The sequence below is a fragment of the Streptomyces sp. NPDC026515 genome, from assembly GCF_055567595.1.
On record NZ_JBVHQD010000013.1, the window covers coordinates 60,845 to 87,249 of the forward strand.

The 26,405-nt window shown below is 71.4% G+C and carries 25 protein-coding genes and 1 riboswitch; of the genes, 7 read left to right on the forward strand and 18 right to left on the reverse strand.

Translation table 11 applies throughout. The annotated features are described in order from the left end of the window. Positions 1-2 precede the first annotated feature (2 nt). The 3 genes from ACZ4O3_RS26495 to ACZ4O3_RS26505 all read right to left on the reverse strand — a co-directional run bounded on the left by ACZ4O3_RS26495 (position 3) and on the right by ACZ4O3_RS26505 (position 4,042). Entirely contained in the window at positions 3-1,382 is a 1,380-nt protein-coding gene (locus tag ACZ4O3_RS26495) for a peptidase C39 family protein (RefSeq protein ID WP_467724603.1), read from the reverse strand. Positions 1,383-1,547: 165 nt separating this feature from the next. Next, on the reverse strand, positions 1,548-3,002 hold the full coding sequence (locus ACZ4O3_RS26500; protein ID WP_467724739.1) for an amino acid permease: 1,455 nt from the start codon (positions 3,000-3,002) through the stop codon (positions 1,548-1,550). Between the two features lie 89 nt (positions 3,003-3,091). Next, entirely contained in the window at positions 3,092-4,042 is a 951-nt protein-coding gene (locus tag ACZ4O3_RS26505) for a hypothetical protein (protein WP_362729620.1), read from the reverse strand. Positions 4,043-4,443: 401 nt separating this feature from the next. Between ACZ4O3_RS26505 and ACZ4O3_RS26510 the strand changes: the two genes are divergently transcribed. The 3 genes from ACZ4O3_RS26510 to ACZ4O3_RS26520 all read left to right on the forward strand — a co-directional run bounded on the left by ACZ4O3_RS26510 (position 4,444) and on the right by ACZ4O3_RS26520 (position 7,845). After that, the gene (locus ACZ4O3_RS26510; protein WP_467724605.1) at positions 4,444-4,926 is read left to right on the forward strand and encodes a hypothetical protein; all 483 of its coding nucleotides are present in this window, start codon (positions 4,444-4,446) and stop codon (positions 4,924-4,926) included. A gap of 428 nt (positions 4,927-5,354) precedes the next feature. Continuing rightward, positions 5,355-7,214 carry an AAA family ATPase gene (locus ACZ4O3_RS26515; protein ID WP_384993961.1) on the forward strand — a complete coding sequence of 620 codons (1,860 nt, stop codon included), beginning with the start codon at positions 5,355-5,357 and terminating at the stop codon, positions 7,212-7,214. 64 nt (positions 7,215-7,278) lie between these two features. Next, entirely contained in the window at positions 7,279-7,845 is a 567-nt protein-coding gene (locus ACZ4O3_RS26520) for a hypothetical protein (protein ID WP_467724607.1), read from the forward strand. Between the two features lie 84 nt (positions 7,846-7,929). Here the strand turns inward: ACZ4O3_RS26520 and ACZ4O3_RS26525 are convergent, their stop codons facing one another. The 13 genes from ACZ4O3_RS26525 to ACZ4O3_RS26585 all read right to left on the reverse strand — a co-directional run bounded on the left by ACZ4O3_RS26525 (position 7,930) and on the right by ACZ4O3_RS26585 (position 19,792). Continuing rightward, on the reverse strand, positions 7,930-8,343 hold the full coding sequence (locus ACZ4O3_RS26525; RefSeq protein WP_362731251.1) for an SRPBCC family protein: 414 nt from the start codon (positions 8,341-8,343) through the stop codon (positions 7,930-7,932). Continuing rightward, entirely contained in the window at positions 8,340-9,359 is a 1,020-nt protein-coding gene (locus tag ACZ4O3_RS26530; protein ID WP_362731249.1) for an aldo/keto reductase, read from the reverse strand. Before ACZ4O3_RS26530 ends, ACZ4O3_RS26525 begins: the two co-directional genes overlap by 4 nt. An 87-nt stretch (positions 9,360-9,446) precedes the next feature. Then, positions 9,447-10,229, reverse strand: coding sequence for an aldo/keto reductase (locus tag ACZ4O3_RS26535; protein WP_467724740.1), 783 nt, complete (start codon positions 10,227-10,229; stop codon positions 9,447-9,449). 337 nt (positions 10,230-10,566) lie between these two features. Continuing rightward, a complete protein-coding gene (locus tag ACZ4O3_RS26540; RefSeq protein WP_362722589.1) occupies positions 10,567-11,652 on the reverse strand; it encodes a hemolysin family protein in 1,086 nt (361 codons plus the stop codon). Next, positions 11,649-12,977 carry a hemolysin family protein gene (locus ACZ4O3_RS26545; protein WP_362722586.1) on the reverse strand — a complete coding sequence of 443 codons (1,329 nt, stop codon included), beginning with the start codon at positions 12,975-12,977 and terminating at the stop codon, positions 11,649-11,651. The genes ACZ4O3_RS26540 and ACZ4O3_RS26545 overlap by 4 nt, the downstream gene beginning before the upstream one ends. A 256-nt stretch (positions 12,978-13,233) precedes the next feature. Beyond that, complete coding sequence (locus tag ACZ4O3_RS26550; protein ID WP_384993950.1) at positions 13,234-13,689, reverse strand: PH domain-containing protein; 456 nt, start codon at positions 13,687-13,689, stop codon at positions 13,234-13,236. 13 nt (positions 13,690-13,702) lie between these two features. Continuing rightward, complete coding sequence (gene hisG, locus ACZ4O3_RS26555) at positions 13,703-14,551, reverse strand: ATP phosphoribosyltransferase (protein WP_362722580.1); 849 nt, start codon at positions 14,549-14,551, stop codon at positions 13,703-13,705. A 47-nt stretch (positions 14,552-14,598) separates the two neighbouring features. Next, entirely contained in the window at positions 14,599-14,871 is a 273-nt protein-coding gene (locus tag ACZ4O3_RS26560) for a phosphoribosyl-ATP diphosphatase (protein ID WP_030946750.1), read from the reverse strand. 34 nt (positions 14,872-14,905) lie between these two features. Continuing rightward, complete coding sequence (gene ribH / locus ACZ4O3_RS26565; RefSeq protein WP_362722578.1) at positions 14,906-15,391, reverse strand: 6,7-dimethyl-8-ribityllumazine synthase; 486 nt, start codon at positions 15,389-15,391, stop codon at positions 14,906-14,908. Positions 15,392-15,413: 22 nt separating this feature from the next. Then, complete coding sequence (locus ACZ4O3_RS26570; RefSeq protein ID WP_362722575.1) at positions 15,414-16,709, reverse strand: bifunctional 3,4-dihydroxy-2-butanone-4-phosphate synthase/GTP cyclohydrolase II; 1,296 nt, start codon at positions 16,707-16,709, stop codon at positions 15,414-15,416. Next, positions 16,706-17,347 (reverse strand): nicotinamide mononucleotide transporter family protein, encoded by a 642-nt coding sequence (locus tag ACZ4O3_RS26575; protein WP_467724609.1) that lies wholly within the window; start codon positions 17,345-17,347, stop codon positions 16,706-16,708. The genes ACZ4O3_RS26570 and ACZ4O3_RS26575 overlap by 4 nt, the downstream gene beginning before the upstream one ends. Continuing rightward, positions 17,344-17,949 (reverse strand): riboflavin synthase, encoded by a 606-nt coding sequence (locus ACZ4O3_RS26580; protein WP_362722569.1) that lies wholly within the window; start codon positions 17,947-17,949, stop codon positions 17,344-17,346. The genes ACZ4O3_RS26575 and ACZ4O3_RS26580 overlap by 4 nt, the downstream gene beginning before the upstream one ends. Before the next feature lie 156 nt (positions 17,950-18,105). Further along, positions 18,106-18,236: riboswitch (FMN riboswitch) on the reverse strand. Between the two features lie 263 nt (positions 18,237-18,499). Continuing rightward, a complete protein-coding gene (locus tag ACZ4O3_RS26585) occupies positions 18,500-19,792 on the reverse strand; it encodes an ROK family transcriptional regulator (RefSeq protein ID WP_467724610.1) in 1,293 nt (430 codons plus the stop codon). A 131-nt stretch (positions 19,793-19,923) separates the two neighbouring features. Between ACZ4O3_RS26585 and ACZ4O3_RS26590 the strand changes: the two genes are divergently transcribed. Then, positions 19,924-21,138 (forward strand): MFS transporter, encoded by a 1,215-nt coding sequence (locus ACZ4O3_RS26590; RefSeq protein WP_467724612.1) that lies wholly within the window; start codon positions 19,924-19,926, stop codon positions 21,136-21,138. Here ACZ4O3_RS26590 and ACZ4O3_RS26595 read toward each other — a convergent pair. Both ACZ4O3_RS26595 and ACZ4O3_RS26600 read right to left on the reverse strand, forming a co-directional pair. Then, a complete protein-coding gene (locus tag ACZ4O3_RS26595) occupies positions 21,098-21,556 on the reverse strand; it encodes an acyl-CoA thioesterase (protein ID WP_467724614.1) in 459 nt (152 codons plus the stop codon). The two genes, ACZ4O3_RS26590 and ACZ4O3_RS26595, sit on opposite strands and share 41 nt — an antisense overlap. Positions 21,557-21,643: 87 nt before the next feature. Beyond that, a complete protein-coding gene (locus ACZ4O3_RS26600) occupies positions 21,644-22,912 on the reverse strand; it encodes an alginate lyase family protein (RefSeq protein ID WP_467724616.1) in 1,269 nt (422 codons plus the stop codon). A 219-nt stretch (positions 22,913-23,131) separates the two neighbouring features. Here ACZ4O3_RS26600 and ACZ4O3_RS26605 point away from each other — a divergent pair, with 219 nt between their 5' ends. The 3 genes from ACZ4O3_RS26605 to ACZ4O3_RS26615 all read left to right on the forward strand — a co-directional run bounded on the left by ACZ4O3_RS26605 (position 23,132) and on the right by ACZ4O3_RS26615 (position 26,315). Then, entirely contained in the window at positions 23,132-24,511 is a 1,380-nt protein-coding gene (locus tag ACZ4O3_RS26605) for a uracil-xanthine permease family protein (protein ID WP_362723573.1), read from the forward strand. A gap of 93 nt (positions 24,512-24,604) precedes the next feature. After that, positions 24,605-25,291 (forward strand): DUF5995 family protein, encoded by a 687-nt coding sequence (locus tag ACZ4O3_RS26610; RefSeq protein WP_362723577.1) that lies wholly within the window; start codon positions 24,605-24,607, stop codon positions 25,289-25,291. 94 nt (positions 25,292-25,385) lie between these two features. Next, positions 25,386-26,315 carry an LLM class F420-dependent oxidoreductase gene (locus ACZ4O3_RS26615; protein WP_467724618.1) on the forward strand — a complete coding sequence of 310 codons (930 nt, stop codon included), beginning with the start codon at positions 25,386-25,388 and terminating at the stop codon, positions 26,313-26,315. Positions 26,316-26,405 lie beyond the last annotated feature (90 nt).

The following is a 26,405-nucleotide window of genomic DNA, read 5'->3' on the forward strand; positions in this document are numbered from 1 at the left end:
GGTCAGCGCACGCCCACCGCCGCGAGCGCCCTGAGCTGGCCCGGGCTCGGGCAGGCCGGGAAGTACAGGTAGCAGACCCCACCGGTGCCGGAGCTGATGTTGCCGCTCGCGTTGTACCGCTTGGTTCTCAACCAGATGTTCTCGAACTCCCGCCGCGGGTAGACCCGGCGGACCGCGTCGTCGTCGGCCGAGCAGGGGTCGTTGGCGATCACGTCGCCCTCCGCGGTGAAGCCGATCACCGTCATGAGGTGCCCGGAGGTGCCGTACCCGGCGCCGGTCAGCTCGCTCTCCAGGAACGACTGGGACGTTATGGCCGGAATGCCGGCCGCGATCAGCGTCTCCAGGTCGGTGAGCGAGCCGAGTCGCGTTATCACGCCCTGGAGGTCCTTGTAGGTCGACGCGTAGGCGGCGTTGAACGGCCAGTTGCCGCAGCCCGCGTACTGGTAGTCGTAGGTGTGGCGGGCCGCGTGGCAGACCTGGGGATCGGCGTACGACGGGTCGACCCAGGCCAGCTGCGCGGGGGTGAGCCGGCCGCCCCAGTACTCGACGATCATCTGCGAGGAGGTGGGGCTGCACCAGGCCTCGCCGCCGTTGTCGTACTCGGGGTACTGGCCCTTGTGGATCTCCTGCGAGTAGCGCGGCACCTTCAGTTCCTGGGCCAGCCCCGGGGTGGAGGCCGGGACGGTGAAGCGGTCCGGGATGTCGGAGCCCATGGCGCCGAGCCGCCAGACGGTCGGGGTGAGCTTGGTGCCGGGCTTGCGGTAGAGGGTCAGCCGCAGCTGGTAGGAGGTGAGACGCAGGCCGGTGGCGGCGTCGTCGATGGCGAAGGTGTCCGTCCAGACGGTGCTCCTGCCGTCCGTCTGGCCGTCCACCGAGGTCCGCTTGATGTCCTGGTCGCCGGCCGCCCAGCGGCCCATCACGTACCAGGGGGTCGGGGTGCCGTCGGAGTAGGTGCCGAGCAGTTCGACCTGGATCCAGGTGCCGGCCGGGGTGTCCGCGTTCCAGGAGGCGATGGTCTCGGTGGCGGGCACGGTGAGCCGGCGTACCGGCCCGGTCCAGGTGCCGTACTCCCACTGGCCGGTGGTGCCGGTGTGCGGGTCGGTGTAGGAGGTGATGCCGGCGGGGGTGCGGATCACCACGCCGGGGCGGCGGCCCGCGACCGCCCCCACGCCCTTGGCGGAGCCGGTCCGCCAGTCGCTGTAGGTCGTCCACGCGTGGTAGTCGACCGGACGGGTCTGGGCCCGGCCGGCGTCCTCCGTCTCGGTCTGCGACGCCGCGGCCGCGGGGACCGCCGGGATCACCCCCTGCGCGACGGCGGCCGCCGCGACCGAGGCCGCGGCGGCCAGAACTGTTCTGCGGGACGGCTGTTCGGCTCTGCTCATGGGTGGGAGACCCCCAGGTGTACGCGACGCTGCTGGTCCGGTGCGCCAACTATGGAGCAGCGGGCATGCCCCTGCCAGCACTTCCGGCGATGCCACGCCCACCAATATTGGTCTCGTCCGCTGAAAAGGCCCCGGCGCCCCGCGCCGGGGCCTTCTTCACCGGTGTCAGATGAGGTCCATCGCGGCGACCTCGTCGGGGCGGCCGTAGCTGACCGGGCCCTGGAAGCGCCGGCGGGCGGTGGCGAACCACCAGGCCGTGGCCACGATCAGTACGACGGCCAGGGCGATCGGCGCGTAGTTGAAGGTGTCGACGGTGATCGGCGAGGCCTGCGGCAGCATGAACAGGATGCTGCTCAGCAGGATCCAGATCACCGCCAGCCAGCCGACCGGCCTGCTCCAGCGGCCCAGGTTCCACGGTCCCGGCCGGAACTCGTCGCCGAGGCGCAGCCGCAGGAACACCGGCACGGCATAGGCGAGGAACAGCCCGACGACGTTGACGCTGACGATCGCGGTGAACGCGGTGTGCGACCACCATCCCGGCACGATCAGGACGAGGGAACAGGCCACCGCGAGCCATACGGCCTTGACGGGGGTGCGGGTGCGGGGCGAGACCGAGTGCCACAGCCGGGAGCCGGGCATGGCGCCGTCCCGGGAGAAGGCGAAGATCTGCCGGGTGTTGCTGGTGAGGTTGGCGAGTCCGCAGAAGAGCATGGCGCCGATGACCACGAGCAGCATCGCCTTGGCCCAGCCCATGCCGAGTCCGTCGATGAGAATCTGGACGGGCGGCGCGGAAGAGCTCGCCACCTTGTCGTAGTCGCCGATGCTGTACACCAGCGCGAGCATCAGGACGAGGCCCGTGATCGCCGAATAGCCGATCGAGCGGATGATCCCCCTCGGGGCGTTCACGGTCGCCCGGACCGTTTCCTCGGACATGTGGAAGCTGCCGTCGAAGCCGGTGAAGGTCCAGCTGGTGACGAGCAGGCCGAGCATGCCGCCGTAAAGGCCGTTGGTGAAGCCGGTGTTGTTCACGAAATGCGTCACGAAGGACGCCGACTGATGATCGGCCGGCATCACGATCAGTGTGCTCACGATCACCACGAGTCCGATCAGCAGCCACCACACGGAAATCCGGTTCAGCAAGGCGACGAGCTGGACGGTGTAGGTGTTGGCGAGCCCCTGGACCACGATGATCAGGGCCGTGATCAGGACCGTCTGGTGGGCGGTCGGGGTGTAGGAGGACCACTGCAGGGCGATGAGGGCCTGGATGAAGGTGGCGGCCGCGTATCCGGTGGCCGCGGTCCCACCGATCTGGCCCACGAAGTTCAGCCAGCCCGTGTACCAGGACCACGCGCCCTTGTGCCGTTTGGCGAGTTTGCCGGCCGAGAAATACAGCGCGCCGCTCGTGGGATAGGCGGACGCCACTTCCGCCATGGCGGCGCCGATGCACAGCACCATCACGCAGACGCCGATCCAGCCGAACACGAGAATGCGGGGACCGCCCGCGTTCATTCCGAATCCGAAGGACGAGAAGATTCCGGAGAGAATATTGATGATGGTGAAGGAGATGGCGAAATTGTCGAACGCCTGGAATCGGCGGGTGAGTTTCCGCGGATAACCCATCGCGTGCAGGGTCGCGTCGTCGTCGAGGGTGACGGGGTCGTCCGCTGTGCGTTCTGACACGTGCCGGCCTTTCTCTCTGTGGGGGCTCTCTAGGAGGGGATGGGCAGGCCGCAGGCGCGGCGGGCCCGGGAGAGCTGTTCGGCGGGATCACCGAAGACGCTCCAGGGCATCCGTGAGGCGTACCGCCCCATGGCCGTGAAGACCGCCCGGGCCTCGAACTCGCGCTGGGCCATGACCAGCGCGTGCGCGAGGTAGGCCTGGTCGAGCACCGGGGTGAAGCGGTATCCGGCCATGGTGGGCAGCCAGTTGTGGTAGACCGACAGCGCGGTGGCGCGCCACTGCGGCTGCTCCCACACCCGCTCGGCGAGGAGTTGGCTGGGGTTGTGGCTCTCGACCAGTGCGACCAGGGGCAGCAGCCGGATCGCCGAGTCGGCGGGGGCCCGCTGGGCGAGGAAGGCGGCGACGTCCCAGGCCGCGTTCACCGAGCCGCCGTAGCGGGTGAAGAAGAAGGAGAGGAAGCGGTGGTGGGCCTCGCGGTGCCAGGGGTCCAGGGCGAGCGTGTGCGCGAACAGCCGCCACGGGCCGGGCGGTGAGGTCAGCAGCCCGCTGGGGGCGCGGTCGTGCGGGCGGTGCAGCCGGGCCATGGCCAGCTTGGCGGCCCAGGGGGTGGGGTCGGCGGGGTTCATCGCGGAGGCCCGGTCACAGGCGGCGAGGGCGATCCGCTCCAGCGCCTCGGCGCGCTCGTCGCGGGCGTCGGCCGCCCGGATCGCCCGCTGCACCGCCACCCGGGCCCACATCAGCGCGGACTCGGGGCCCGGCTCCTCGGCCAGCCAGCGCTCGACCAGATCGGTGCCGGCCGCCTCGGAGGCCAGGACCAGGGAACGATGGGCGCGCAGGGCGAAGTCGGTGCGCGTCTCGGCCAGGGCCTCGCGGGCACTGCGATATCTCCCGGCGCGCACATCCACGCACACGCTCGCGAGCACGCGGTCATCGGCCGCCGGATGCCATACGTACTGCCCCTCGAATAACTCCGCGGCCATCTTCCCCTGTCCGTCCCCGTTCGACGCGTCGCCGTCGCACAGAAAGCACCCTACTCAGCGGCGGCCACACCGGGAACGCCTGAATTCGACATATCGGTCAGCGGGTCGGAAATATCGACGGGCCGCCAAAGAACGGCTCGAAATTAGTTCAAGCCACTACTTTCCATGGGGCCGCGAACGTCCGCTATGAGCCGCACTACTAGAATGTTTCCGGAAAACACCCCACAGCACGCGACACCCCCCACCACACCTCGGGAATCGTCATTCACCGTCTCGTCTCCTCGCTCCAGGGCCTGCCGCCCTCCTGCGGCCCGGTCCGCCTCGTCGGCGTCGACGGGCACGCCGGTTCCGGGAAGACCACCTTCGCCGGGCGGCTGGCGGCCGCGCTGGGCGGGGCGCCGGTGCTCCACCTCGACGACATCGCCAGCCACGAGGAGCTGTTCGCCTGGACCGGCCGGCTGCTGACCCAGGTGATCGAGCCGCTCGGCCGCGGCGAGACCGCCCGCTACACCCCCTACGACTGGCACGCTCGCGCCTTCGGCCCGCCCCGCCCGCTGCCGCCGGCCCCCGTGATCCTCGTCGAGGGCGTCGGCGCCGGCCGGCGCGCACTGCGCCCGTTCCTGGCGCGACTGCTGTGGATGGAGGTGCCGCGGGAGGAGTCCTGGACCCGGGGCAGGCTGCGGGACGGGACGGAACAGCGGGAGTTCTGGGCCGAGTGGGTCAGGGCGGAACACGCACATTTCATCGAGGACCCCTCGAGGCCGTACTCCGATCTCCTGGTGACACAGTCACAGAAGGGGTACGAGGTACTTCCGGGGCCTGTGACCACCGTTGGACCGGACCAGACGGTCACCGACCGTGAGGGGCCGTCGGCGATGTGCTGAACTTGTGAAGACGCGTCCGGAACAAGTTGCCTCAGTACCTCAACTCGGCTTGACCCAAGGGCCGTACAGGACTTACGTTCTCAATGAGCGGCCCTTGGGAGCCGCCGCACAGACGCGAAGCCCCCGGTTGTTCCCCCGTGATCGGGGGCTTCGTTCTGCCCTTTACCCCTTTTGTGCGTGCCGTGTGCACTTCGCCGCTCACCCTCGGTCACCGAGCCGCGTGCGCCCCGTCTGCTCCCACCTCGTCAAACGGCCTGTGCGGCACCCTTCGGCAGGCGGTGGAACCGCAGGTACGATGCCCTCGGTGCGACCTTCGAACGGCTGCTTCGCGCACCTGCAACTCCGGTCCGCGGCACAGCGGTTCGACCAACGGCGGCCATCGGGGGGAGCCCGGGGGCCAACCACGGGCACGGTTTGTGGGGGACGTGATGGATTTCGGCACGCAGGGCCCCGAGGCCCCGGCCGACCTCGCCTGGCTGCGAGGCGTGGACGCCTACACGATGGGCGCCTATCCGCAGGCGGAGGAGGAGTTCCGCGCCGCGGTACGGATGGATCCCGGGATGGCCGACGCCTGGCTCGGGCTGCACGCGCTGCGCGTGGACACGACGACCGCGCTGCTCAGGATGTTCCGGCACCGGGACCGCTTCGGCGATCAGCGTGCCCGGCACCGCCGCGCGCTCAACTCCTGGTACTGGCTCGGCTGGTGGGTACAGCCGGTCCTGGAGAGTCCGCGCGATCTGCTGCTCGCGCACGCCTCGCACTGGCTGGACGGCCGGCACGTCCCGGAGCTCGACCGGGCCCTCGCCGGGCTGCCGCCCGTGGACGCCGACCCCCAGGTCCGCTTCCTGCACGCCTGCCGGGCCTATCTGGTCAAGGACTGGGAGCAGCTGGTACGGCACACCGATCCGCTCCTCGACGATTCCATGCTGGGCATCGAGGCCGGGCTCTTCGGTGGCATGGCCCGGGTCCGCCTCGAAATGTACGGCCAGGCCGAACCGCTGCTCTCGGCGGCGCTGATGCGCTGCCGCAGCGAGCAGCCGCAGCGCAAGGAGCTGCGCTACTGGCTGGCCCGCGCGCACGAGGGCACCGGGCGCAGCGCCGCCGCGCTCCCCCTCTACCGGGCCGTGCACCGCGTCGACCCGGCGTTCATGGACACCTCCGCACGGCTGGCCGCGATCGCCGAGGGGGACGGGTACGACGACAGCGCCGACCTCGCGGCGATCACGCTGACCGGCGCCGGGCAGGACGTCGTGGACGGGCCGGACATGCTCGACCCGCTCTTCGGCACGGAGGGCCGCGACCTGCGGTTCGGGGAGGCGGAGCCGCCGGCCGGGGCGATGCCGTCGGTGGTCGATCCGGCGGTCCGCGAGAAGGTCGTGTCCTCGCCTCCGCTGCCGGCCGGGCCGACCGACCCCGCGTTACTCGAGGAGGCGCTCACCGAGCTGGAGCGGATGGTCGGCCTCGAACCGGTGAAACGGCAGGTCAAGGCGCTGTCCGCGCAGTTGAACATGGCCCGGTTGCGGGCCGGGCAGGGGCTGCCGGTGCAGCCGCCGAAACGCCACTTCGTCTTCTCCGGCCCGTCGGGCACCGGGAAGACCACGGTCGCCCGGATCCTCGGGCGGGTGTTCTACGCGCTGGGGCTGCTGGGCGGCGACCACCTGGTGGAGGCGCAGCGGGCGGATCTGGTGGGCGAGTACCTCGGCCAGACCGCGGTGAAGGCGAACGAACTGATCGACTCCGCGATCGGCGGGGTGCTCTTCGTGGACGAGGCGTACTCGCTGTCCAACTCCGGCTACGGCAAGGGCGACGCGTACGGCGACGAGGCCCTGCAGGTGCTGTTGAAGCGGGCCGAGGACAACCGCGACCACCTGGTGGTGATCCTGGCCGGCTATCCGGAGGGCATGGACCGCCTGCTGGCCGCCAACCCCGGGCTCTCCTCCCGCTTCACGACCCGCGTCGACTTCCCCTCCTACCGGCCCCTTGAGCTGACCGCGATCGGCGAGGTGCTGGCCGGGGAGAACGGCGACGCGTGGGACGAGGAGGCGCTGGAGGAGCTGCGGTCGATCGCCGGGCACGTGGTCGACCAGGGGTGGATCGACGAACTGGGCAACGGGCGGTTCCTGCGGACCCTGTACGAGAAGAGCTGCGCGTACCGCGACCTGCGGTTGTCGGTGTATCCCGGAGCGCTGACGCGGGACGACCTGGCGACCTTACGGCTGCCGGACCTGATGCAGGCGTACGGGGAGGTCCTGTCGGGGCGGGGGCCGCAGGATCCGGCCGCGATGTAGGGGCCCGGTCCGGCGGTCGGTCGGCTCGGTCGGGGGGGAAGCCGTGACGGGGGACGAAGGACCGGTGGGAGAGCACGGTCTGTTCGAGTCGGAGACCGTCCTGGTCGGTCAGCCGAAGCGGTCCTGGTGGCGCAGGTACACGGGGCCCGCCCTGGTCGTGTCCACCCCTGCGGGGACCCCGCTTGGCCAGGTCGTCTACACCGACGACGCGTACGGCGTCCTCGCGACGACGTCCGGTCGGTTCGTCGTCCGTATCGAGCAGTCCGGTCCGGCGCGGTTCCGCCTCACCGACGCCGCGGACCGGGAGGTCGGCACCGTAGACGCCCGTGGCCCGGCCGGGACACGGCGGCTGGCTCTCGGGACGCAGGGGGGACGCCGGTTCCTCCTCACGCGGCCGGGTCTGCTGTCCACCGAGTGGGATCTCACACAGAGCGGTCCGGACGGGGGTCCGGCGCCGGAGCTCCTCGGCAGGGTCACCGTGAGCACCGTCGACGCGTGGCTCGGGCTGCAGCGGTACCTGGTCGAGGTGGACCCCCGCCTGGACGCCTCGGATCGGCGCACCGTCCTCGCCTCGGTCGTCTGCCTGCACCGGCTCCGCCGGCCTCCGGGTGGCACCGGCTCGCCGGGGTGAGGCCCGGCCGGGGCGTGCGCGTCCGCGAGCGGCCGGGATCGCCGTGACCCCGGCCGCTCGCGGCGGCTGTCGCCGGTCCCCCGGTCAGACGGCGAGCCTCTCCGCCAGGGCGTCCAGGCCGTCCCGGTAGATGCCCTGGAAGAGTGCGTTCGCCTCGGCGTCGGTGACGCCGTCCGCGGTGAAGGTGCCCGACCACTCCACCCGGCACCCGTCGTCGCCGCGGTCGAGGACCTGGAGCGTGGAGCGGTACCCCGTGACGGGGAAGGGCGCCCGCACGATGGAGTAGGTGTAGCTGCGGGCCCTCTCGTCGAAGGCTTCGAGCCGCTCGACGATGACGCCGCCCTCGGCGTTCGTCAGCGTGCGCAGCCGTCCGCCCTCGCCCGGCACGCTCTGCGTGATGTACGGCAGCCAGTCGGGCAGGGAGCCGAAGCCGCCGATGAGCTGCCACACTCGGTCGGCGGACTGCCGGACGTCGAGGGTGGCGCGGGCGGCGCTCACGAGGCCTCCGTCAGCGGGACCGGCGCGTCGTGCGCGATGATCTTCTGCTCGCGCAGGGCCTTCCAGAAGCCGTACGGGATGTGTTCGACGAGCGCGGAGAGGTCCTCGGCGATCCGGCTGGGCCGGGTCGCGCCGGGGATGGCCGCGGCGACGGCCGGGTGGGCCAGCACGAACTGGAGGGCGGCGGCCTTGATGCCGATGCCGTGCTGCTCCGCGAGGGTCTTGATCCGGCCGACCTTGTCCACGATGTGCGCGGGCGCCTCGGCGTACTCGAAGTGGCTGCCGCCGGCCAGGATGCCGGAGCTGTAGGGGCCGCCGACCACGATGTCGACGGCGCTCTCGGCCGCGGCGGGCAGCAGGCGCTGGAGGGCACGGGTGTGGTCGAGCAGCGTGTACCGGCCGGCCAGCAGGAACGCGTCGGGGCGCGGTTCCTCCAGGTCCAGTGTGATCTCCAGCGGCTCGACCTTGTTGACGCCGAGGCCCCAGGCCTTGATGACGCCTTCCTCGCGCAGCCGGGTCAACGCGCGAAACGCACCGGTGCGGGCGCTCTCGTACACGCCGACCCAGTCGTCGCCGTAGAAGTCCTGGGCGACGTCGTGCACCCAGACGATGTCCAGGCGGTCCGTCCTGAGGCGCTTCAGGCTGTCCTCGACGGAGCGCAGCGTCGCGTCGGCGCTGTAGTCGTTGACCATCTTGTTGGGGCGGCCGTGCTCGAACAGGGCGCCCTTCTGACCGAGTTGGCGGCTCGCAGGATCCTCGACCTCGTCGAGGATGACCCGGCCGACCTTGGTCGACAGGACGTACTCGTCGCGCGGCTTGCCGGCCAGGACGTCGCCGAGCCGGATCTCCGCCAGGCCCGCGCCGTACAGCGGCGCGGTGTCGAAGTAGCGGATGCCCTGGTCCCAGGCGGCCTGCACGGTGGCGGCGGCCTCGTCGTCGGGGATGGCGCGGAACATGTTGCCGAGCGGTGCGGTGCCGAAGCCGATACGGCCCGGCAGAAGGGAGCGGATGCTCATGGTGGTGCCTCAATCTGCTGTGCGGCGTGCGGGGGGGTACGAAGTGGGGGTGTCCGTTGCCGGTGGGGCGTCGGCCCTGGTCGGCGGCTAGTTGAGGGTGTCGGGGTCCGGGCCCGTGCGCATGCCGCGGTCGAGCGCGGTGAGCGCGTCGGTCTCCTCGGCGGTGAGCTCGAAGTCGAAGACGTCGAGGTTCTCGCGGATCCGGGTCTGCGTGACCGACTTGGGGATGACCACGTTGCCGATCTGCAGATGCCAGCGCAGGACGACCTGGGCCGGGCTCTTGCCGTGCGCGGCGGCGATGGTGGTGACCGCGTCGTCCTTGAGGACGGCGCCCTGGGCGAGCGGGCTCCACGCCTCGGTGGCGATGCCGTGCCGGGCGTGGAAGTCGCGCAGTTGCGCCTGCTGAAGGCCCGGGTGGAGCTCGACCTGGTTCACGGCCGGGACGACGGAGGAGGCGTCGAGCAGACGCTCCAGGTGCGCGGGCTGGAAGTTGGAGACGCCGATGGCGCGGGTGCGCCCGTCGGCGTACAGCTTCTCCAGGGCACGCCACGTGTCGGGGTACAGGTCGCGGGCCGGGGTCGGCCAGTGGATGAGGTAGAGGTCGACGTGGTCCAGGCCGAGCCGGTCCAGGGAGGCGTCGAAGGCGGCGAGCGTGGTGTCGTAGCCCTGGTCGGTGTTCCACAGCTTCGTGGTGACGAACAGCTCGTCGCGGGCGATGCCGGAGTCGGCGAGCGCCCGGCCCACGCCGCGTTCGTTGCCGTAGATCGCGGCGGTGTCGATGCTGCGGTAGCCGGCCCGCAGGGCGTCGGCGACGGCGCCCGTGGTCTCCTCGTCGGGTACCTGGAAGACACCGAAGCCGAGCTGCGGCATGGTGACGCCGTTGTTGAGGGTGACGGCGGGGATGGAGGTCACGAAGTTCTCCCTGTCCTAGTCGATCCCGCCGGCCGCCGGGGGCGAGGGGGGATCGTCCGTGGGTACGTAGTCGATGGTCCGTGTTGTGCGGCGTCGGCGCGCGGTCAGCGGTGCGCGGCGACGGGCGTCCGGTGGTCCGAAGACTCGGCCACAATAGTTGCAGACGCCGGTTAATTGCAAACGCGGCATATCAGCGTACGCGCCACGGGGTGGACGAGAGGTCGTCCGTGCGGGCTCGCGCATGCGCGGAAGCCGTGTGACCGGCCGTCGCCGGTCACACGGCTTCCGGTGGTCCTCAGCCCACCGTCACTTCCTCCGGCTCCCCGCTGGACCGGGGCTCGGGCGGTCGTGTCGGCCGCTTCTCCCGGTGTGCCGGGTCCGTCACCTCCCCCACCAGCAGTTCCAGCACGTCCTCCAGTGCCGCGAGGCCCAGAACCCTGCCGTGCGCGTCGGCCACCTGCGCGAGGTGCGTCGCGGCCCGGCGCATCACCGTGAGCGCGTCGTCCAAAGGCAGCTCCGCCCGCAGGGTCGTCATCGGGCGCCACAGCTGCTGCGGCACCGCCCGGTCCGAGTCCTCCAGGTCGAGCACGTCCTTCACGTGCACGTAGCCCATGAACGCGCCGGACTCGGCGGCGACCGGGAACCGGGAGTAGCCCGTGCGGGCGGTGAGCTCGACGATCTGGCCCGGGGTGACCGACGGCGGAACCGTGATCAGGGACTCGCGGCGCAGCAGGACGTCCGTCACCGGGCGGGAGCCCAGTTCCAGCGCGTCCTCCAGGCGCTCCCGCTCCTCCGGGTCGAGCAGGCCCGCCTGGCCGGAGTCCTCCAGGAGCCGGTTGAGCTGCTCGCTGGTGACGACGGCCTCGACCTCGTCCTTCGGCTCCACCCGGAACAGCTTCAGGATGCCCTGGGCACAGGCCCCCAGGGCGACCGTGATCGGCCGGCACACGCGGGCGAAGGCCACCAGGCCGGGACTCAGCCACAGCGCAGCCTTCTCGGGCGCCGCCATCGCCAGGTTCTTCGGCACCATCTCACCGATGACGAGATGGAAGAAGACGACCCCGGCGAGCGCGATCACATAGCCCAGCGGGTGGATCATGCCCTCCGGCAGCCGTACCGCCTCGAACAGCGGTTCCAGCAGGTGCGCCACCGTCGGCTCGGCGACCGCGCCGAGCGTCAGCGAGCAGACGGTGATGCCGAACTGGGCGGCGGCCATCATCTGCGGGAGGCGCTCCAGCCCGTAGAGCACCTGGCGTGCCCGGGCCGTGCCCAGCGGTTCGATCTGGCTGCGGCGAACCGAGACCAGCGCGAACTCCGCGCCCACGAAGAAGCCGTTGGTGAGCACCAGCAGGGCGGCGAGGACCAGTTGGAGAACGCTCATCGGACGGCCTCCGCGACGGCGGGGGCGGTGCGGACCAGGCGGACCCGCTCGGCGCGGTAGTGGCCGACCCGGCGGACCGACAGCCGCCAGCCGGGCAGCTCGGCCCGGTCGCCGGGTGCCGGGATCCGGCCGAGCAGGTCGGCGACCAGACCGGCGACCGTCTCGTACGGGCCCTCGGGTACGTCGAGGCCTATCCGCTGGAGGATGTCGACGCGGACACTGCCGTCGACGTCCCAGGCGGGCCTGCCGTCCTGGGCCGGGGCGGCCGCGAGTTCCGGCGCGTCCGGGCTGTCGTGCTCGTCGCGGACCTCGCCGACGAGTTCCTCGACGATGTCCTCCAGGGTGACCACCCCGGCCGTACCGCCGTACTCGTCGACGACGACCGCGATGGGCTGCTCGGACCGGAGCCGGGCGAGCAGCGGCTGGACCGGGAGGGTCTCGGGGACCAGCAGCGCCTTGCGGGCGATGCGGCCGACGGGGGTGCGCAGCCGGTCGTGGACCGAGACCGCCAGGGCGTCCTTGAGGTGGGCCATGCCGACGATCTCGTCGATCTTCTCCCGGTAGACCGGGAAACGGGACAGGCCGGTGGCCCGGGTGAGGTTGACCACGTCCTCGGCGGTCGCCGAGTCCTGGAGCGCGCTGACCTTCACCCGGGGGGTCATGACGTGCTGCGCGGTCAGCTCGCCCAGGGACAGGGTGCGCACGAACAGGTCGGCCGTGTCCTGTTCCAGCGCGCCGGCCTGCGCGGAGTGCCTGGCCAGCGAGACCAGCTCGCCCGGGGTGCGGGCGGAGGCCAGTTCGTCGGCGGGCTCGACACCCAGGGCGCGGACGAGCCGGTTGGCGACCGTGTTCAGCGCGGCGATGACCGGCCGGAACAGGCGCGAGAAGCGGGACTGCGGGCCGGCGACGAAGCGCGCGACCTGGAGCGGCTTGGAGACCGCCCAGTTCTTGGGCACGAGCTCGCCGATCACCATCTGGATCGCCGAGGCCAGCAGCATGCCGATGACGACGGAGATGCCCGAGACCGCGCCGTCGGGCAGACCGGTCGCGGTGAGCGGGCCGCGCAGCAGTGCGGCCAGTGCCGGTTCGGCGAGCATGCCGACGACCAGGGAGGTGATGGTGATGCCGAGCTGGGTGCCGGAGAGCTGGAAGGACAGTTCCTTCAGCGACTCGACGACCGTACCGGCGCGCTTGTCGCCGTCGGCGGCGGCCTTCTCGGCCTCGGGTCGCTCCACGGTCACCAGACCGAACTCCGCGGCCACGAAGAAGCCGTTGGCGAGGATGAGCAGGAACGCGGCTGCCAGGAGCAGCAGGGGGGTGGTCATGATGCCGCCGCCTCCGAGCCTTCACGGACTGCGAAAAGGCGTTCCGCGGTATGTCGGGAGGGGGCGGCGCAGGTACTACAGGACGATCCGTCCATCGCCGGAGAGGGTCACTCCTCGGGTAGCAGGAACCCCTGTGCGCGGGGCGCGCGACAGGGGCGGAGGCGGGACGTGAAAAGCCTCCGCCAACAGATTAATCAAGACAGGGCCCGCAAGGGCAGGGTGGACGACCCCGAGGCGGCCCCGAAGTTGCGTGATTTCAGCCCTGGTGCTGCTCGGGGTCGTGGCTCGCGTGCGCCTCGGCGAGGGCCCGCAGCGCCTTGGCGTCGGCGATCGCGCGCTGCTTCGCGATGCCCGGCTGGATGCCGAGCGCGGGCAGGCTGGTGCCGTCGCTGAGGTTCAGGAACACCCACGGGTCACCCGGGCGGAGGTTCACCTGGACGATCTCCGCCCACTCCAGATGCCGCCGGCTGGCGACGTTGACGACGGTGACCCCGGACTCGTCGGCGACCACTTTCACCCGGGCCAGCTGGGCCAGCACCCAGAAGATCAGCGCGCCGGTGACGACGAAGCTGAGCTGCTCCCCCGGGCCGAGCTGTTCGAGGAGCAGCGCGACCGCGGTGATGGTGGCGAACATGGCGAGACCGGCGGTGAGCAGGATCACGCGGGTGTGGCCCGGCCGGAAGGTGACGGGCAGGGAAGGAAGCTCGGACATCTCTCGGGGGGTTTCAGAGGCGGCAGGCGTGGATGGCCGTGGTCAGGATGGCGCGGGCGCCGATGTCGTACAGGTCGTCCATGATCCGCTGCGCGTCCTTGGTGGGGACCATGGCGCGGACGGCGACCCAGCCCTCGTTGTGCAGCGGGGAGACGGTCGGGGACTCCAGACCCGGGGTGAGGGCGACGGCCTTCTCCAGCTGCTCGACCCGGCAGTCGTAGTCCATCATCACGTAGGTCCGCGCGACCAGGACGCCCTGGAGGCGGCGCAGGAACTGCTGGACCTTGGGTTCCTCGATGTCGGCGCCCGCCCGGCGGATGACGATCGCCTCGGAGGTCATGATCGGCTCGCCGAAGACCTCCAGGCCCGCGTTGCGCAGCGAGGTGCCGGTCTCGACGACGTCGGCGATGACCTCGGCGACCCCGAGTTCGATGGCGGTCTCGACGGCGCCGTCCAGGTGGACCACGGAGGCGTCGACGCCGCTGTCGGCGAGGTGCTTGGCGACGATGCCCTCGTAGGAGGTGGCGACCGTCTTCCCCGTCAGGTCCGTCAGGGCGTCGGCCGCGCCGGGCTTCGAGGCGAAGCGGAAGGTGGAGCGAGCGAAGCCCAGCGGCAGGATCTCCTCGGCGTGGGCACCGGAGTCGATGAGCAGGTCCCGGCCGGTGATGCCGATGTCCAGGCGGCCGGAGGAGACGTAGATCGCGATGTCCCGGGGACGCAGGTAGAAGAACTCGACGTCGTTGACCGGGTCGACGGTGCGGAGTTCCTTGGACTCCCGGCGCTGCCGGTAGCCGGCCTCATGCAGCATGTCCGCCGCAGGGCCTGAGAGGGAACCCTTGTTGGGGACGGCGATGCGCAGCATGAGGTCGGCTTCCTTCGCTCGAAAAAAGGGGGTTTGTCGGAAAGGCTCTACAGGTGGGCGTACACGTCGTCCAGCGAGATTCCGCGGGCGACCATCATCACCTGGACGTGGTACAGCAGCTGGGAGATCTCCTCGGCAGCGGCTTCCTTGCCCTCGTACTCGGCGGCCATCCAGACCTCGGCGGCCTCTTCGACGACCTTCTTGCCGATGGCATGGACCCCCTTCCCGACCAGCTCGGCGGTACGGGACGTGGCGGGGTCGCCGTGGGCGGCCTTGTGCTGGAGCTCGGTGAAGAGCTCCTCGAAAGTCTTGTTGGACATGGTGAGCGCCAGACTACGCCAAACCCCGCGTCGCTCAGTGCCAGGGTTCAGATACTGAGCGGAGCGTGGCCGCCGTCGCCACCGCCGCCGTCACCGCCTCGTGGCCCTTGTCCTCGCGGGAGCCTTCCAGTCCCGCCCGGTCCAGGGCCTGCTCCTCGTCGTCGCAGGTGAGCAGGCCGAAGCCGACGGGGACGCCGGTCTCGACGGAGACCTGGGTGAGGCCCTGGGTGACGCCCTGGCACACGTACTCGAAGTGCGGGGTGCCACCGCGGATGACGACCCCGAGGGCGACCACGGCGTCGTAGCCGCGGCCCGCGAGGACCTTGGCCGCGACCGGGAGCTCCCAGCTGCCGGGGACCCGCAGCAGGGTCGGCTCGTCGATCCCCAGGTCGCGCAGGGCGCGCAGGGCGCCGTCCACCAGACCGTCCATCACCTTCTCGTGCCACTGGGCCGCGATGACGGCGACCCGCAGGTCGCTGACATTGCGTACGGACAACTCCGGTGCGCCCTTGCCGCTCACGTCTCTCCTCCGTGCTCTTTCTTTACTGGTTGCCGCAGGTGGGAGCCGCCCCGGAAGGGGCGTCCAGCCACGGCAGGTCGTGACCCATCCGGTCCCGCTTGGTGCGCAGGTAGCGGAGGTTGTGCTCGCCCGCCTGGACGGGCATCGGCTCCCGGCCGCTGACCTTGAGGCCATGGCTGAGCAACGCCTCGGTCTTGTCGGGGTTGTTGGTCATCAGCCGCACACTGCGGACGCCGAGGTCGGTCAGGATCTGGGCGCCGGCGGCGTAGTCGCGGGCGTCCGCGGGCAGGCCGAGTTCGAGGTTGGCGTCGAGGGTGTCGCGACCGCGCTCCTGGAGTTCGTACGCGCGCAGCTTGGACAGCAGCCCGATGCCCCGCCCCTCGTGGCCGCGCAGGTAGACGACGACACCCCGGCCCTCGTCCTGGATGCGGTCCAGGGCGGCGTCGAGCTGGGGGCCGCAGTCGCAGCGGGCGGAGCCGAAGACGTCTCCGGTGAGGCACTCGGAGTGGACCCGGACCAGGACGTCCTCGCCGTCGCCGAGCTCACCGTGGACCAGGGCGACGTGCTCGACCCCGTCGGCGGTGGAGCGGTAGCCGAACGCCGTGAACGCCCCGTGCCTGGTGGGCAGGCTGACCTCGGCCTCACGGCGGACCGTGGGCTCGGCGGAGCGGCGGTAGGTGATCAGGTCGGCGATGGAGATGATCGTCAGGCCGTGCTTGCGGGCGAACGGGATCAGCTCGGGAAGACGGAGCATCCGGCCGTCCTCGCCGGCGATCTCGACGATGGCGCCGGCCGGCCGCAGGCCCGCGAGCCGGGCCAGGTCGACGGCGGCCTCGGTGTGCCCGTCACGGGTGAGGACGCCACCGGGCCGGGCGCGCAGCGGGAACACGTGGCCGGGGCGGACCAGGTCCGAGGGCTCGGCTTTCCCGCCGGCCAGCAGCCGCAGGGTGGTGGCGCGGTCGGCGGCGGAGATGCCGGTGGTGACGCCGTGCGCGGCGGAGGCGTCCACGGAGACGGTGAACGCGGTCTTCATGGACTCGGTGTTGTCCTCGACCATCTGCGGCAGCTGGAGCCGGTCGAGTTCGGCGCCCTCCATGGGGGCGCAGATCAGGCCGCGGCACTCGCTCATCATGAAGGCGATGATCTCGGGGGTGGCCTTCTCTGCGGCGATGACGAGGTCGCCCTCGTTCTCGCGGTCCTCGTCGTCGACGACCACGATCGGCCGGCCGGCCGCGATGTCGGCGATGGCCTGCTCGACGGGGTCGAGGGTGAGGTCCTCGATGCCCTCGGTGCGGTAGAGGATGGGTGCCGCGGTCATGCGGGTGCTCCTTCCAGAGCGGGCCGCGTGCCCTGGCGGGAGCGCAGCCACCAGTCGCGCATGCCCCACAGGACGAGCGCGCCGTAGATGACGTAGACGAAGCCGGAGAAGGCGTAGCCGTTGGCGAAGTTGAGGGGGACGCCGACCAGGTCGACCAGGAGCCAGGCGATCCAGAACTCGACCATGCCGCGGGCCTGGGCGTACATGGCGACGACGGTGCCGACGAAGATGTAGGCGTCCGGCCAGGGGTCCCAGGACAGGGACGGGTAGGCCTTGAAGAGCAGGGCGACGGCGACGGTACCGACGGCCGCGGCGGCGGTCATCGCGCCGCGCTCGCGCCAGGTGGCGAACCGGGGCGCGATGTGGCCGTCGGTGCCCCCGCTCTTGTTCCGGTTCCACTGCCACCAGCCGTACAGCGCGACGGCCATGACGACGGCCTGCTTGCCGGCGCTGCCGGTCAAGTGGCCGTAGAAGGCGCCGAAGAGGATGAGGCCGGAGGCGAACTGGACCGGCCAGCTCCACAGGTTGCGGCGCCAGCCGAGCGCGAGGGCGATCAGACCGAGGATGTTGCCGATCATGTCCGACCACAGGATGTGCTGGCCGAACAGGACGAAGGCCTCGGAGTTCAGCCAGTTCACCGGCCTGCTCCCTGCGTGTTCGCGAGCAGCCGCTCCACGTACTTGGCGACGATGTCGACCTCGAGGTTGACCGGGTCGCCGGGCTGCTTGCGGCCCAGGGTGGTCAGGTCGAGGGTGGTCGGGATGAGGCTGACGGTGAAGTGTTCAGGGCCGGCCTCGACGACGGTGAGGCTGATGCCGTCGACGGTGATGGAGCCCTTCTCGACCACGTAGCGGGCGAGGTCGGCGGGGAGGGAGATCTTGACGATCTCCCAGTTCTCGGACGGGGTGCGGGACAGCACCTGACCGGTGCCGTCCACGTGGCCCTGCACGATGTGGCCGCCGAGCCGGGCGCCGACGGCGGTGGGGCGCTCCAGGTTGACGCGGGAGCCGACCTCCAGCGCGCCGAGCGAGGAGCGCTTCAGGGTCTCCTGCATGACGTCGGCGGTGAACTCGTCGCCCTCGTGCTCCACGACGGTCAGACAGACCCCGTTCACGGCGATGGAGTCGCCGTGCTGCGCGCCCTCGGTCACCACGGGGCCACGGAGCCGGAAACGGGAGGCGTCGCCGAGGTTCTCGACGGCGGTGATCTCACCCAGCTCTTCGACGATTCCGGTGAACACTTCCCGGGTCCTCCTGCCTCAATAGGGCACGGACTCCGGGGCCTGTCGACGAACGACAGAAAGGACGGAAGAGCACACCGGGAACGACGCCGACAAGGTCCCGCCCGTGACGGACGAGACCAGATACGGCGGCGCGCACAGGTTCATGCTCGCCCGCCGCGCACTGCCTCCCATCCGGACTTTAACCGTCGGTCCAGGAATTTCACCTGGTCAACCGGCCGCTGGAAGCGGACGGGTCGCGGACTGTAACCGCCGGTTCGGACTTTCACCGACCCCGGAGTGCGCTGCTTCTGGTACACGGCCAGTGTGCCACGCCCGAAGGCGGTCCATGCAGGGGTGCCGTGTGGGCTGCCTCACAGACCGTGCCGCTGGACTTCCCAGACGGGCCGTCATATGCCCGAGCGGCACCCAACGGGCCCTCGGACCAGGCAACTTGACTTGATCCGCAGCCCTTGACCCTACTGGTCTAGTCCATTTATCGTTCGGGCGGGCCCGGCGGCGGTGACGACGGCCCTTGCCCGTCGCCGGGTCGCCCAGCCGGGCGGTCGGGTCAGCGGTCCCGCGGCGCGAACAGTTCGTCCTGGGCCCGCTCCCGCGCCGTCAGAAGCGCTCCGCGCAGTACGGCCCCGCCACCGAGGGCGCTCGCCCGAACCTCGGTGGCCAGCGGGGACATCCGGCGCAGCCGTTCCTCCACGCGGGTGGCGAGCGCGGTGCCGCCGGCCGCGCCGATCTCGCCGCCGAGGACCACGCAGCCGGGGTCCAGGACGGCGACGACTGCCGCGACACCGATGGCGACGCGGTCGGCGAGGGCGTCGAGGAAGCGGGCAGGGGATTCCAGGTGAGGTCGGCACCCGTCTGCGGCCAGGTCGTGGCCGGTCGCGCGGAGCCCCTTGCCCCCACGGGGCGCTGACGGGTCGTCGCCGGCTTCACCCGTGCGCCGGGCCGCCTCCCCCACCAGCCTCGCGGCCGCGGGCTCGGGGTCCGTCGGCTCTGCCGGAGGCAACCCGTGTTGCCCGGCCAGCTCGGCGATCGCGACCGCGCCCACCAGGGAGTGGTAGCCGCCGGCGCAGTCCGTCGCCGACGGCAGCGCGCGCGTGCACGGCACCGGCAGGAAGCCGATCTCGCCCGTGCCACCGGAGGCGCCCCGGCGCAGGCTGCCGTCCAGGACGACGGCCGCGCCGCAGCTGAGTCCCAGCCAGAGCAGCACGAAGGTGTCGCGGTCGCGGGCTGCGCCCTCCCGCTGTTCGGCCAGGGCGGCCAGATTGGTCTCGTTCTCGACGCTGACCCGAGCCTGTGGGAACCGCTCCTGGACGGCGGCGACCAGCCGACGGTGCCAGGCCGGCAGGCCCGCCGAGTCGCGGAGCTCGCCGCTCGCAGGGTCGATGAGTCCGGGCGCCCCGATGCCGACGGTGTGCAGCCGCCCGCCGCCGGAGACCCCCGCCTCCTTGGCCGCCCGCTCCACCAGCTCCACCGCCCGCTCGACGGCCGCTGCCTCGCCCGCCTCCGGCCCGACCGGCACCGACCCCTGCGCCAGCACTCGCCCCACCAGGTCGGACACCAGCACCGAGACGCTCTCGGTGCGCACATCGAGGGCGGCCAGACAGAAGCGGTCGGCGACGATGCCGTACAGCCGGGCGTTCGGCCCCCGGCGCTGTGCGCCGGACTCGCCGACCACCGTGATCAGGCCGGAGGCGGTGAGCCGTTCGACGAGGTCCGCGACGGTGGGCCGGGACAGCCCGGTCAGCTGCTTCAACTGCCCTGCCGTCAGCGCGCCTTCCTGCTGGAGCAGGGTCAGCGCGAGCCGGTCGTTGATGGCCCGGGCGGTGCTCGGTGATGCGGGCATGACGGGCATCCTCCCAGATCTGCGCGGCCCAGGACGGCCGCATCGCTCCTATCTATCAGGCAGGGTCCCTGATAGTTTACGGCGCGACAGCGGGGCGGCACCCACCCTGGGAGGGCAGGACCATGAGAGCCATGAGAGACGCGGACCACGAGCTGCACGGGGTGAAGCGGGCGCGGTACGCCGTCGCCGCCGTGTTCACCGTGCACGGTGCCGTCACCGGCTCGTTCGCGACCCGGGTGCCCTGGATCCAGGACCACGCCGGCCTGAGCGCGGGGCAACTCGGCTTCGCGCTCGCCTTCACCGCGTTCGGCGCATCCTGCTCGATGCCGCTGGCGGGCCGGATCAGCCATCGCTTCGGCAGCCGTACGGCACTGCGCGGGCTGATCGCGATGTGGACGCTGTCGCTGGTCCTGCCGTCCCTCGCGCCGAACCTGTACACGCTCTGCCTGGCGATGTTCGTGTACGGCGCCAGCGCGGGCATGGCCGACGTCGCGATGAACGCCCTCGGCGTGGAGGTGGAGCGGCTGCTCGGGAAGTCGATCATGTCGGGACTGCACGGCATGTGGAGCGCCGGCGCCCTGATCGGCTCGGCGGCGGGCACCCTCGCCGCACACCTCGGCGCGGACGCCCGGCTGCACTTCGCGCTGGCCGCCGCCACTCTCACCGTGCTCGGTGTCCTGGCGGCCGGCTGGGTGCTGGACGTGCAGCCCGCCGAGGACGAGGAACCGCCGCCGCGGTTCGCGCTGCCGCCCCGGTCCGCCCTGCTGATCGGCGCGGTCGGCTTCTGCGCGGTGTTCGCGGAGGGGGCCAGCCTGGACTGGTCGGCGGTGTTCCTGCGGGACCGGATGGACAGTTCGGCGGGGCTCGCGGCGGCCACCACCACGGGGTTCATGCTGACCATGGCGATCGCCCGGATCAGCGGGGACGCCGTGGTGAACCGCTTCGGCACGGTGCGTACCGTGCGCGCGGGGGGTGTGCTGGCCGCGCTCGGCGGGCTGCTGATCGTCCTCGCCGGGCGTCCGGCGGTGGCCATGACCGGGTTCGCGCTGATGGGCCTCGGCATCGCCGTCGTCGTACCGCTGTGCTTCGCGGCCGCCGGGCACGCCGGGCCGAACCCGAGTCAGGCCATCGCGGGTGTCGCGACCATCACCTACACCTCGGGGCTGGTCGCGCCCAGTCTGATCGGCGGGGTGGCCCAGGCCACCAGCCTGGTGGTGTCGTTCGGTGTGGTCACGGCCCTCACCTGCGGTCTGGTGGTGTTCGCGGGCGTGCTGCGGGCCGGGGAGCGCGGAGCACGGGCGGAGGTCAGCCCGTCGGCCGCAGCAGTTCCCGGCCCGCGACCCTGAAGCGCTCGCTCCAGGGGGCGGGGCGCAGGGTCGCCGCGTCCAGCCGGACCAGGACCCGGGTGCCGTGCGCGTAGGTGGTCCGGCCGTCCGCCGAGCAGAACCGGAAGCCGTAGGTCAGGCCGGTGTTGCCGAGCCGTTCCAGCCACAGGTGGACGGCGTAGGTGCCCGGCCGGGTGACCGGCGCCTCGTAGCCGATCCGGAGTTCCTTGACCGCGTTGCAGGCGTCCTCGGCCGCGGCCCAGTCGCCCTCGAAGGCGAAGCCGTGTTCCTGCCAGAGCTCGGCCCAGGCCCGCTCGACCATCACCGGGTAGCGGGCGTTGTGGAGCAGCCCGAGCGCGTCCAGGTCGTCGAAGTGGACGGTGACGGGGATCAGCCGGCCGTAGGACAGGGCGGGCGCGGGCGGGGCTTCGGCGGTCACGGGCGGGGCTCCTGGGCGTTGCTGACATTTCGCTGACCTTCAGCTGACGCCAGTCTAAGCGAGCGCTCAGGAACCCCGTCGGCGGCCTCAGCCCGCGATCGAGTCCAGTTGTTCGGCGGCCGGGCGCAGCGCCCAGAGGTCGCCGCCGGGGGGCGCCTCCAGCCGTCGCACCGCCCGCTGGGCCGCCCTGTCACCGGCGTCGGCGGCCGCGTGGACGACGTCGGACGCGGCGTAGCGGTGGAACTCCAGCTCCGGATACGGCCAGTCGGCGGCTCCGGTGGCGGCGGGCAGCAGGTAGTCCACGGCCTTGGACAGGCTCTGCCCGTCCGGTCCCCGGTAGGTCCAGAGGTTCACTCCGACATGCCGGCCGATGGCCGCGAGCCGGGTGTAGGCGACCAGGTCGAAGGTCGAGTAGTGCCAGCTCCTGGTCCGCGCCAGCTCCTGCGGCTGGCTCCCGTCGCCCGCGATCTGCGGGTCGATCCGCCCGGCCCGGGCGTCCAGCACGGTCTTCCTCGCCAGCGCCTTGTCCCCGGTCGCGTAGGCGAGGGCGGCGAGCTGCATGTCGTAGAAGGTGCCGTGGTTGTTGGCGGCGGCGCCCTCCTCCTGTCCGAAGGCGCTGTTCTCCAGCCAGTCGCGGAAGTCCGTGTTCCAGCCGCGCATCCCGGCGCGGTCGGCGGCGCTCCAGCCGGGTGCGCCGGTGGCGAGGATCGCGAGGGCGTCGACCACGCTCGTGTACGACTGGGAGAAGTCGATGACGCCGATGGCCCGGCCGTCGTACTTGCACGGGATGAACTGGGCGTGGTCGAGGTTCGGGTTCATCCGGGTCGCCGGGTCGAGGAACCAGGTGCGCAGGACCCGCCCGGCCTTCTCGGCGTACTGCCGCTTGCCCGTGTAGTACCAGGCGAGGGAGAGGTCGTAGGCCGAGTCGAAGACCTTCTCGACGTCCTGGCGGTCGGTACCGGTGTCGACCTCGGGATTGCGCTGTCCGTCGCGCTGGACGTAGGGGCAGCCCCAGGGGTTGTCGGCGGTGGGCGTCGTGGTGGGCCACCAGTAGGGGGCCTGGCTCAGGTATTCGTGGACGTCGCCGCCGGGGGCGGGCTTCGGCTTGTCGACGACCGTCCAGGGGCCCTGCCCCAGCCAGGCGTCGGCGCGGCTCGTCAGGTCCTTGACGGCGCGGCGGAGCCGGGGGTCGCCGCGGTCCAGGTCGATCTTGGTCCGCTGGAGGCGGGCGCCGTCGAGCACGGCTGTGTCGGGGGCCTTCGGGGCCCGCGCGGTCGCGTGGGCGGAGGGAACGAGGACGGCCCCGATGGCCGCGAGTGCCGTCAGGACGACGGCCGCACGGGATCTTCCACTCATCGAGCACTCCGATCGGACTTGAACCGGACGAGAACCGGACTGGAGTCGGACAGGAATCGGACGGGAATCGGACAGAGCAGCCGCCAATCAGATACGTGAACTTGGTTCACAGGTAGGACCGTGTGAGCGTAGGACGGCCAGGTAGCCATGACAATGGTCCGGACCGTCTTCACGTACGAAGCCGTCTTCACAGCACCTGGAAGAAAGCGAACCCCCACCATGGATCTCGGCGTGCGCTGGAAACTGCACGGAGACGGGCGCACGCCCGCGCCCGGAGCGGTGGTACGCCCCGACGAACGGCTCTCCTGGCCCCGCACGATCGGGCTCGGCGCCCAGCATGTGGTCGCGATGTTCGGCGCGTCCTTCGTGGCGCCGGTGCTGATGGGTCTGGATCCCAACCTCGCGATCATGATGTCCGGCGTCGCGACCGTGATCTTCCTGCTCGCGACCCGTGGCCGGGTCCCCAGCTACCTGGGCTGTTCCCTGTCCTTCGTGGGGGTCGCGGCCGTCATCCGCGCCCAGGGCGGCACCAGCGCCACCGTGACCGGCGCGGTCCTCGTGGTCGGCGCCGTGCTCTTCCTGGTCGGCCTGGCCGTCCAGCGCTTCGGCGCCCGGATCATCCACGCCGCGATGCCGCCGATCGTCACCGGAGCGGTCGTCATGCTGATCGGCTTCAACCTGGCCCCGGTGACCGCCTCCACCTACTGGCCGCAGGACCAGTGGACCGCCCTGCTGGTGATGGCCTTCACCGCTCTGGCCGTCGTCTGTCTGCGTGGTTTCTGGTCCCGGATCGCGATCTTCCTGGGCCTGGTCTTCGGGTACGTCCTGTCCTGGGCCCTCGACCGGATCTTCGGCCGGATCCACTCCACCGGCCCGGGCGGCAAGGTCACCGACCACTGGCGCCTCGACCTCACCGGCGTCGGCAGGGCGGACTGGATCGGGCTGCCCTCCTTCCACGGACCGTCCTTCCAGTGGTCGGCTGTCCTGGTCGCCCTCCCGGTCGTGATCGCCCTGGTCGCGGAGAACGCCGGACACGTCAAGGCCGTCGGCGAGATGACCGGCGAATCCCTCGACGACCGGCTCGGCACGGCGATCTCGGCGGACGGGGTCGCCTCCGTGCTCTCCACCGCCGTGGGCGGCCCGCCGAACACCACCTACTCCGAGAACATCGGCGTGATGGCCGCGACCCGGGTCTACTCCACCGCCGCCTACTGGGCCGCCGCCGGCTTCGCGCTGCTCTTCGGCGTCTGCCCCAAGTTCGGCGCGGTCGTGGCCGCGGTCCCGGGCGGGGTGCTCGGCGGCATCACCGTCATCCTGTACGGCATGATCGGCCTGCTCGGCGCCCAGATCTGGCTGCATGCCAAGGTCGATCTGCGCAACCCGCTGAACCTGGTCCCGGCCGCCGCGGGCATCATCATCGGCGTCGGCAACGTCAGCATGAAGTTCACCGACACCTTCTCCCTCAGCGGCATCGCCCTCGGCACCCTTGTCGTCATCGTCGGCTACCACACGCTGCGCGCCTTCGCCCCCGCCCACCTCAGGGGGCAGGAGCCCCTGCTGGACGAGGGCACCAGCTCCTACGACGAGACCCGGCCGTAGGCGCGCACCGGGATCAAGGTCTCCGTCCCCCGTTCCGGGGAAGCGCCGGGCCCGTCGGCGCGTCGGCCGGCCCGGGGCTGGGACGCTTCCCCCATGGCGCAGTCGGAACACCTCATCGCTCCGGTCGGCACCGTCGTCTCCCGGATGCGCGCGCTGGACGCGGCCCTGCCCGGGCGGGACGGGGTCGCGGTCTTCAACCGTGTCTACCTCTCCGTCACGGAGGAGGTCGAACGGCGGCTGGACGCGGGCCGGTTCGGGGATCCCAGAGCCGCCGCGACGCTGGACGTGCGGTTCGCGGAGCGGTACCTGGCCGCCGTGGACGCGGCGGAGGGCGACCGCCGTCCGCCGGCCTGCTGGCGGCCGCTGTTCCAGCTGCGCCGCCATCCCGGGGTACGACCACTGCAGTTCGCGCTGGCCGGCATCAACGCCCACATCGGGCACGACCTGGCGCTGGCCGTGGTGGACAGCTGCCATGCGCTCGACTGCGAACCGGCCGATCTGGAGGACGAGTTCGACCGCGTCGGCGAACTGCTCGTCTCACTGGAGGAACGCATCCGCGAGGATCTGATGCCGGGCCCCGATCTGCTCCAGATCGCCGATCCGCTGACCCATCTGCTGGGTTCCTGGAGCCTGGAGCGGGCCCGGGACGCGACCTGGTCGGCGGCGCGGGCCCTGTGGGCGCTGCGCCGGTTCGGCGACCTGGCCGAGGAGTTCACCGAGCGGCTGGACGCGGCGGTGGGGCTGGCAGGGCGGATGCTGCTCACGCCGCTGTCCCGCTGAGACGGCCTGATCCGGTCGCTGTGCGAGCCACCTCGGAATCACCTCGTGATCGTCCTACGTTGACGGCACGACCCGATTGCGAAGGAGCACCGGAATGACGACTCGGCTCGGCCTCAGCCTTCCCCAGATGCGGCAGTACTCCATCGGCACGGACGTTCCCGACGTGGCCCGTACCGCCGAGCGGATCGGCTACGACAGCCTGTGGGTCTTCGAGCGGGCCCTCTTCCCGGAGCCCGCCACGCAGGGGCTGTACAACATCGAGGGTCTCCCCTGGCCGGACTCGTACCGGGACGTGGCCGAGCCCCTGGTCACCCTCACCCTCGCCGCCGCGGTCACCGAGCGGGCGAGGCTGGGCACCAGTGTGCTGGTCGCGCCGCTGCACGTCCCCTTCCAACTGGCCAAGTCGCTGGCCTCGCTGGACGCCGCGACCGGCGGCCGGGTGGTCGCGGGCCTGGGCACCGGCTGGTCGCTCGACGAGTACGCGGCCGCCGGAATCCGGCCGTTCGAGGAGCGCGGCAAGGTGCTCGACGAGCTGATCGCGGTGTGCCGGGCCGTGTGGGGCCCGGACCCGGTGAAGTACGACGGGGACCTGACGAGGATCGCCTCCGCCGTGGTCGGCCCCAAGCCCGCCCGGCCGATCCCGGTCCTGCTGGCCGCGGGCAGCAGGAGGGCGCAGCGGCGCCTGGTGGACCACGCCGACGGCTGGCTGCCGGTGGGCATGGGCGCCGAGCGGCTCGCCGCCCAGTGGCGGGAGTTGCAGGACCTGGCGGCCGAACGCGGCCGCACCGAACCGATCCAGACGGTCGTACGGGTCAACGCCGTGCACACGGCCAAGCCCTATGACGGCCCCGACCGGCAGCCCTTCCAGGGCAGCGCCGACCAGATCGTGGAGGACCTGGTGGCACACGCGGCGGTGGGTCTGGAGGAGATCCTGATCGACCTCCAGACCACTCCGCGCGACGCCCAGGAACTGAAGGACGTCGCCACGGAGGTCTACGAGAAGGCCCGGGCGGCCGGGGTCTGAGTCCTCGCCCTAGGTCGTGTTGTGAAAGTCCCCTCTGCCGTTCGGGGGGACGAAGGGAATTTTGCCACACAAACCAATCCTCGGGGGATT

Bases quoted from the DNA above. Each gene is read 5' to 3' on its own strand.
- ACZ4O3_RS26495 (WP_467724603.1), bottom strand. From the start codon at position 1,382: ATGAGCAGAGCCGAACAGCCGTCCCGCAGAACAGTTCTGGCCGCCGCG.
- ACZ4O3_RS26500 (WP_467724739.1), bottom strand. From the start codon at position 3,002: ATGGGTTATCCGCGGAAACTCACCCGCCGATTCCAGGCGTTCGACAAT.
- ACZ4O3_RS26505 (WP_362729620.1), bottom strand. From the start codon at position 4,042: ATGGCCGCGGAGTTATTCGAGGGGCAGTACGTATGGCATCCGGCGGCC.
- ACZ4O3_RS26515 (WP_384993961.1), top strand. From the start codon at position 5,355: ATGGATTTCGGCACGCAGGGCCCCGAGGCCCCGGCCGACCTCGCCTGG.
- ACZ4O3_RS26530 (WP_362731249.1), bottom strand. From the start codon at position 9,359: ATGAGCATCCGCTCCCTTCTGCCGGGCCGTATCGGCTTCGGCACCGCA.
- ACZ4O3_RS26535 (WP_467724740.1), bottom strand. From the start codon at position 10,229: ATGCCGCAGCTCGGCTTCGGTGTCTTCCAGGTACCCGACGAGGAGACC.
- ACZ4O3_RS26540 (WP_362722589.1), bottom strand. From the start codon at position 11,652: ATGAGCGTTCTCCAACTGGTCCTCGCCGCCCTGCTGGTGCTCACCAAC.
- ACZ4O3_RS26545 (WP_362722586.1), bottom strand. From the start codon at position 12,977: ATGACCACCCCCCTGCTGCTCCTGGCAGCCGCGTTCCTGCTCATCCTC.
- ACZ4O3_RS26550 (WP_384993950.1), bottom strand. From the start codon at position 13,689: ATGTCCGAGCTTCCTTCCCTGCCCGTCACCTTCCGGCCGGGCCACACC.
- hisG (WP_362722580.1), bottom strand. From the start codon at position 14,551: ATGCTGCGCATCGCCGTCCCCAACAAGGGTTCCCTCTCAGGCCCTGCG.
- ACZ4O3_RS26560 (WP_030946750.1), bottom strand. From the start codon at position 14,871: ATGTCCAACAAGACTTTCGAGGAGCTCTTCACCGAGCTCCAGCACAAG.
- ACZ4O3_RS26570 (WP_362722575.1), bottom strand. From the start codon at position 16,709: ATGACCGCGGCACCCATCCTCTACCGCACCGAGGGCATCGAGGACCTC.
- ACZ4O3_RS26585 (WP_467724610.1), bottom strand. From the start codon at position 19,792: ATGCCCGCATCACCGAGCACCGCCCGGGCCATCAACGACCGGCTCGCG.
- ACZ4O3_RS26590 (WP_467724612.1), top strand. From the start codon at position 19,924: ATGAGAGACGCGGACCACGAGCTGCACGGGGTGAAGCGGGCGCGGTAC.
- ACZ4O3_RS26600 (WP_467724616.1), bottom strand. From the start codon at position 22,912: ATGAGTGGAAGATCCCGTGCGGCCGTCGTCCTGACGGCACTCGCGGCC.
- ACZ4O3_RS26605 (WP_362723573.1), top strand. From the start codon at position 23,132: ATGGATCTCGGCGTGCGCTGGAAACTGCACGGAGACGGGCGCACGCCC.
- ACZ4O3_RS26610 (WP_362723577.1), top strand. From the start codon at position 24,605: ATGGCGCAGTCGGAACACCTCATCGCTCCGGTCGGCACCGTCGTCTCC.
- ACZ4O3_RS26615 (WP_467724618.1), top strand. From the start codon at position 25,386: ATGACGACTCGGCTCGGCCTCAGCCTTCCCCAGATGCGGCAGTACTCC.